The sequence below is a fragment of the Dyella sp. genome (genome assembly GCF_036384435.1).
GTDB lineage: Bacteria > Pseudomonadota > Gammaproteobacteria > Xanthomonadales > Rhodanobacteraceae > GSA-30.
In genome coordinates, this window is record NZ_DASVMI010000025.1 from 1 (window position 1) to 6,805 (window position 6,805).

Sequence of the window (6,805 nt, forward strand, 5' to 3'; positions counted from 1 at the left end):
AGGCAATAAACGCCGTGACCAGGTTGACTGCCAGCCAAGCCCAACGATTGCGCAGCGACGCCCATACCGAGGCGAAGATATCTTCCTCCTCACGCAGGCCGCCACGACTGAGCGCTTCGCTTTCGCCTTCCTCACGGATGACGTCGAGCATGGCATCGACAGTAATACGGCCGATGAGCCGACCATTGGAGTCGACCACGGGAGCCGTCACCAGGTCATAGCGCTCGAAAGCCTGTGCCACATGGTAGGCATCGTCATCCGGCGCGAAGGTGTTCACGTCTGGTGCCATGACCTCGCTGACCATCTTGTCTGGTGGATTTACCAATAACCAGTGCAACGGCAATACGCCGGTAAGTACGTTCTCTTGGTTGATGACGAACAGCTTGTCCGTTTGCGGCGGAATTTCATCAAAACGCCGTAGATAGCGCAGTACGGTCTCCAGACTGATGTCTTCGCGGATGGTCACCATCTCGAAATCCATCAGTGCACCAAGCTGGTCTTCGGCGTAGGAAAGCGCTGACTGAACTCGCTCACGCTGCTGCGCGTCGAGGCTGGCCATCAGTTCGGGCAGCACTTCCTCGGGGAGATCCTCGACAAGATCGGCCAGCTCATCGGCATCGAGCGGCTCGACCGCGGCGAGAATCTCCCCTTCATCCATGTCCGCGATCAAGGATTCGCGAACCGCGTCGGAGACCTCCAGAAGAATCTCACCGTCCCGGTCGGATTTGACGCGATGCCAGACGATGAGACGGTCGTCGGGCGGCAAGGATTCAAGAATGTATGCGACGTCCGCGGGGTGCAGCGCATCAAGCTGGTCATGCAGACGGCCGAGCGCTTGCCCGGCAAGCGCATGGTCGGCCGCAAGCAATTCACCGGATGCCTCATCGGCGTACTCGGCCATAGCCAGACGGTAGAGCCGCAACAACTCCATCACTGCCGTCAACGGCTCATGCAGCCGTGCGCCAGCGCCTGAAGTGTGAACGTCGCTCACGAGATCACCAGGAGCACCGCGGCCTGGGCCGCAATGCCCTCGCCGCGCCCGGTGAAGCCGAGTTTTTCCGTCGTAGTCGCCTTGATGCTTATCTGGTCGACGCTGCAGTCAATCACGCCAGCCAGATGCTCTCGCATGACCAACGCATGCGGCCCCACCTTCGGTCGCTCGCATATGACAGTAATGTCAGCATTACCTAGCGCATAACCATGGTTGCGCATCAGCTTGACGGCATGACGCAGGAAAGCACTGCTGTCAGCCCCTCGCCAGCGCTCGTCCGATGGCGGAAAATGCTGGCCGATATCGCCCACGGCAAGCGCGCCGAATATTGCGTCGCACAAGGCATGGATGACCACGTCGCCATCTGAATGGGCCACGATACCCTGCGTATGGGGAACCCTCACGCCTCCCAGCATCACGAATTGGCCTTCGCCAAACGCATGCACGTCAAAACCCTGGCCGATGCGCATCATGAAGCCGCGTTCCTTGTGTGAAGCCTTTGAAGCAGAAATTCGGCGAGGGCGAAATCCGTCGCCGTCGTAACCTTGATGTTGTCCTCGGCCCCCTCCACCAACAGCGGCGCAAAACCCGCGCGCTCCATCGCCATGGCTTCGTCGCTGACCACGACGCCAGCCGCGTCGGCCGCACGCAGGGCGTCGGACAAGGCACCTCGCCTGAACATCTGTGGCGTGAAAGCGCGCCAGCGATGATCACGGGGCTCGGTCTGGCAACTGCGGAGTGAGGAATCCGCACGCTTGAGGGTATCGCGCAACGGCGCCCCCAAAAGCCCCCCCTCCAGCGCGCCGGCCTGCTCGATCAGTCGCGTAATGTCTTCATGACGCACGCATGGCCTTGCTGCATCGTGCACTAGCACGAAGTCATCGCCAGCCACTTCCGACGGCAATGCCGCCAGGCCAGCCAGCACCGAATGGCAGCGCTCGACACCACCGACGGTCGTGAGCACGGACCTGGAGGCCGGTGTGCCTACGGAGGCCCAATAGCCGTCGTCAGGAGCCAGCACCACGAGCAGCCCTGCCACGGCTGGATGGCACGCCAATTGATCGAGCGTGTGCTCGATTAATGGCCTCCCCGCCAACGGCATGTACTGCTTGGGCCGTGGACCACCGACTCGCATTCCGCGTCCTGCCGCCGGCACAACACACCAGACCGGCTTGTTCATGTTCAACGCCCGCTACTGCCGGCCGGGACCGGCACGGAACTGCCATCGGCGGGCTTGTCGACTACCTGGTAGAACACCTCACCCGGCTTGATCAGGCCCAGCTCGTTGCGCGCTCGCGCTTCGACGGCCTGCTCGCCGGTTTTTAAATCCTGGACGTCCGCGCCAAGCGCCTGATTCCGCTGGAGCAGCCGATCGTTCTCATCTTTCTGCTTCTGCACGGCAACACGGAGGGATTGCACCTCGTGCATGCCACCGTGTGGGCCCCATAACTTGAGTTGCAGGCCCACGAGTATCAGCAGCAGGATGAGCGCGACCCATCGCAGCATGGCGTATCGAATCCGTCCCGTCAGCCTGGCAGGTGCGAAAGACTGGGGAACGCATCACGGCCGGCATACCTGGCCGAGGCGCCGAGCTGTTCCTCGATGCGCAACAGCTGATTGTACTTGGCTACGCGATCTGTGCGGCACAACGAGCCGGTCTTGATCTGCGTGGCCGTCGTCGCCACGGCGATGTCCGAAATGGTGGTGTCCTCGGTTTCCCCCGAACGGTGCGACACAATGGCGGCGTACCTGGCCGCATCGGCCATGGCAATGGCCTCGAGCGTCTCTGACAGCGTGCCGATCTGGTTCACCTTGATCAGGATGGCATTGGCGATCTTCTTGTCGATACCTTCGCGGAAGATCTTCGGGTTGGTGACGAACAGGTCGTCGCCAACCAGTTGCACGCTATTGCCGATCTTGTCGGTGAGAAGCTTCCAGCCATCCCAGTCGCCCTCGGCCATGCCATCTTCGATGGTGACGATCGGATACTGCTTGGCCCAACTGGCCAGTACATCGACGAATTCGGCAGGACTGTAGACCCTACCCTCGCCTTCGAGGTCATACTTGCCTTCCTTGAAGAATTCCGAACTGGCGACGTCCAGGCCGAGCAGGATGTCGCTGCCGATCTTGAAACCGGATTTGTGCACGGCTTCGAGAATGGTATCCAGTGCCTCGACGTTGGAACGCAGGTTTGGCGCGAAACCGCCCTCATCACCGACGGACGTATTGAGGCCCTTGCCCTTGAGCACGCCCTTCAGAGCATGGAAAATCTCAGTGCCGGCGCGCAACGCTTCGGCGAAGCTGGGCAGACCCACCGGAAGCACCATGAACTCCTGCACGTCGACGTTGTTGTCGGCGTGAGCGCCGCCGTTGATGATATTCATCATCGGCACAGGCAGGCTACCCGGCTTACCTTGCGACAGATATTTCCACAGCGGCTCGCCACGCGACGCGGCCACGGCATGTGCGGCGGCCATGGAAACGCCCAGCAGCGCGTTGGCACCGAGGCGCCCCTTGTTGGGCGTGCCATCGAGGCTGATGAGTTTGTCGTCCAAGCCCTTCTGATCGGCCGCATTGAAGCCTTTCAGGGCATCGGCGATGGCGCCGTTGACATTGGCCACGGCGTTCTTGACGCCCTTGCCCAGGTAACGCGACTTGTCACCGTCGCGCAGTTCAACGGCCTCGCGCGAACCGGTGGACGCGCCGCTGGGAACTGCCGCGCGACCAAAGCCACCGCCAGCCAGGGTCACTTCCGCTTCGAGCGTGGGGTTACCACGGGAATCGAGGATTTCGCGGGCGTGGATGCGAGTGATGTCAGTGCTCATGGAACTCCCAGTCGTGCAGTTTTAGGCAATAAGAAGGCGATCAAGATGAACGCAAGGAACAGCAGGCCCTGCGCAATCCCCACGTGCGCATAGCGCTTGCGCTGGGCGGCCTGCGGATAGCTGCCAAGCCTACCGCGAAATCAGCCAGGGCCAAGGGGGGAAACATAAAAAACCCAGCGCGGCCGCCTATAAGGGTTCTATGCATGGTTTCAGGCGAAGGCTCAGCAGGCATACCACCCGCGCCATCAACAGCAAGATGTCGCACAACGCCACGGCCCCACAGCACAGCCGACACGACGGCCCATCGGGAGTGGACGGGCGGCGAAAGTGTCGTCGTCCCGGCCACTGGCGTCATCGTGCGCCGTACACGCTTTCCAGGAAGCCATGCTTCTTGGTGACGGTATCGAGCTCCAGCAGGGTCTCCAGCAGCGCAGCCATCTTGTCCAGCGGCCAAGCGTTGGGACCGTCGCTCAACGCCTGCGCAGGATTGGGGTGGGTCTCGGCGAACAGGCCCGCCACCCCCACGGCCACGGCCGCACGTGCGAGCACCGGCACGAATTCGCGCTGACCACCGGAACTAGTGCCCTGCCCACCCGGCAACTGCACCGAGTGCGTGGCATCGAACACCACCGGGCAGCCGGTATCACGCATCACGCTCAGTGAGCGCATGTCAGAAACCAGGTTGTTGTAGCCAAAGCTGGCACCGCGCTCGCAGACCATGATCTCGTTGTTGCCAACAGCCTTGGCCTTCTCGGTCACGTTCTTCATCTCCCATGGGGAGAGGAACTGGCCTTTCTTGATGTTTACGGGCTTGCCAGCTCGCGCAACATTCTGGATGAAGTCGGTCTGACGGCACAGGAAGGCCGGCGTCTGCAAGACGTCGACCACGGCAGCCACTTCATTCATCGGCGTGTATTCGTGCACGTCTGTGAGCACGGGCACGCCGATCTGGCGCTTGACCTCACCCAGGATACGCAACCCCTCTTCCATGCCCGGACCACGGAAACTCTTGCCCGAGGAGCGGTTGGCCTTATCGAAGCTGGACTTGAAGATGAAATGGACACCCAGCGTGCCGGTGATCTCCTTGAGCTTGCCGGCCACATCGAGCTGCAATTGTTCGGACTCGACCACACATGGCCCTGCGATCAGGAACAACGGCTTGTCCAGGCCTACGTCAAAACCACAGAGCTTCATGCGACGGACTCCTTGGCCAGCAACTGCCCTTCGCGCACGGCCTTGAATTCACGCGCCGCGTGAACGAAGCCGATAAACAAAGGATGGCCGTCGCGCGGCGTCGAGGTGAATTCCGGGTGCGCCTGGCAACCGAGGAACCAGGGATGTTTTTGCTGCGGCAGTTCGACGATTTCGACCAGCAAATCGTCCATCGACTTGCCAGAGATCACCAGACCCAAATCCTCGAAGGTCTGCCTATAGCGGTTGTTGAATTCGTAACGATGGCGATGACGCTCGCGTATCACGTCCTGGCCATAAAGCTCGCGGGCAAGCGTGCCTGCCTTGAGGCGGCACTCCTGCGACCCCAAGCGCATGGTGCCTCCCAGGTCCGAACGCTCGTTGCGCGTTTCCACCTCGCCGGAGGCAGTCGTCCACTCGGTAATCAAGCCGATCACCGGGTGTGGATTGTTACGGTCGTTCTCGCTGGAATCGGCCCCAGCCAAACCCGCGACATGGCGGGCGAAGTCGACTACTGCTGCATGCATGCCATAGCAGATGCCGAAGTAGGGCACGCCGTGCTCACGCGCATAACGGGCAGCAAGTACCTTGCCTTCGAAACCACGCTTGCCGAAACCGCCGGGTACCAGGATCGCATCGGCCTCGCCCAACACCTTGGCAGCTCCATCGGCTTCGATCTGCTCGGAATCGATCCAGGCCAGGTTGACCCGCGTCTGCTGCTTGATACCGCCGTGGCGCAACGCTTCGCCAAGCGACTTGTAGGCATCCTTGTGCTCGACATATTTGCCGACTATGGCAACCGTGATCTCGTCCTTGGGATGCTCGACCGCATCCACGGTGCGCTGCCAGCTGGACAGGTCGGCCGGGCCAGCCTCCAGCCCCAGGCGCTTGATCACAATATCGTCCAACCCCTGCTTATGCAGCCATAGCGGTTGCTTATAGATGATGTCCACATCCGTCGCGCTGATGACCGCCTGCTCGGGAACGTTGGTGAACAGGGCGATCTTGCGGCGCTCGCCATCGGGCAAGGGCTGCTCGCAGCGGCAAAGCAGGACGTCGGGCTGAATACCGATCGAGCGCAGCTCCTTGACCGAGTGCTGGGTCGGCTTGGTCTTGATCTCGCCCGCGGCCTTGATATACGGCACCAAGGTCAGATGCATGAACAGGCACTTTTCCGGGCCATGCTCGATGCGCAACTGGCGAATGGCTTCAAGGAAGGGCAGCGACTCGATATCACCCACCGTGCCGCCGATCTCGACCAGGGCCACGTCGAAACCACGGGTGGCCTCATGGATGCAATGTTTGATCTCGTCGGTGATATGCGGAATTACCTGAACGGTAGCACCCAGATAGTCACCCCGACGCTCCTTGCGGATTACCGACTCATAGATCTTGCCGGTAGTGATGGAATTCTTGCCAGTCAGGCGGGTATGAACGAAACGCTCGTAATGGCCCAGGTCCAGATCGGTTTCGGCACCATCGTCGGTGACGTAAACCTCGCCATGCTGGAACGGGCTCATGGTGCCCGGGTCCACATTGATATAGGGGTCGAGCTTCATCATGGTGACTGAGAGCCCGCGTGCTTCCAGAATGGACGCAAGCGACGCCGCTGCGATGCCCTTGCCTAAGGAGGACACCACACCGCCGGTGACGAAAATCAGGGGGGTCATGGGAAGCAGCCGTGCTGGAAATAGGTATTTTAGAGGAAGTCGGGGCGGGCTGCGAGATGTTGCGAAGGAAGGATTCAGGCTTCTGGATAACTGAGGCTCCTGCGCCCCTTGCTCGGCCCCCGGTGACA

7 protein-coding genes are annotated in these 6,805 nt (G+C 61.1%); all 7 read right to left on the reverse strand.

The features are described from left to right. A partial coding sequence (locus tag VF436_RS01995; protein WP_330902300.1) for a magnesium transporter occupies positions 1-991 on the reverse strand: 991 nt, incomplete at its 3' end. Continuing rightward, positions 988-1,461 (reverse strand): 2-C-methyl-D-erythritol 2,4-cyclodiphosphate synthase, encoded by a 474-nt coding sequence (ispF, locus tag VF436_RS02000; RefSeq protein ID WP_330902306.1) that lies wholly within the window; start codon positions 1,459-1,461, stop codon positions 988-990. The genes VF436_RS01995 and ispF, both read right to left, overlap by 4 nt. After that, positions 1,461-2,171, reverse strand: a complete 711-nt coding sequence (ispD, locus tag VF436_RS02005; protein ID WP_330902301.1) for a 2-C-methyl-D-erythritol 4-phosphate cytidylyltransferase — start codon at positions 2,169-2,171, stop codon at positions 1,461-1,463. The genes ispF and ispD overlap by 1 nt, the downstream gene beginning before the upstream one ends. A 2-nt stretch (positions 2,172-2,173) precedes the next feature. Further along, complete coding sequence (gene ftsB / locus VF436_RS02010) at positions 2,174-2,497, reverse strand: cell division protein FtsB (RefSeq protein WP_330902302.1); 324 nt, start codon at positions 2,495-2,497, stop codon at positions 2,174-2,176. 20 nt (positions 2,498-2,517) lie between these two features. Further along, positions 2,518-3,816: a phosphopyruvate hydratase gene (gene eno / locus VF436_RS02015; protein ID WP_330902303.1), complete on the reverse strand. Its 1,299-nt coding sequence runs from the start codon at positions 3,814-3,816 to the stop codon at positions 2,518-2,520. Between the two features lie 351 nt (positions 3,817-4,167). Then, complete coding sequence (kdsA, locus tag VF436_RS02020) at positions 4,168-5,010, reverse strand: 3-deoxy-8-phosphooctulonate synthase (protein WP_330902304.1); 843 nt, start codon at positions 5,008-5,010, stop codon at positions 4,168-4,170. After that, entirely contained in the window at positions 5,007-6,677 is a 1,671-nt protein-coding gene (locus tag VF436_RS02025; protein WP_330902305.1) for a CTP synthase, read from the reverse strand. The genes kdsA and VF436_RS02025 overlap by 4 nt, the downstream gene beginning before the upstream one ends. Positions 6,678-6,805 lie beyond the last annotated feature (128 nt).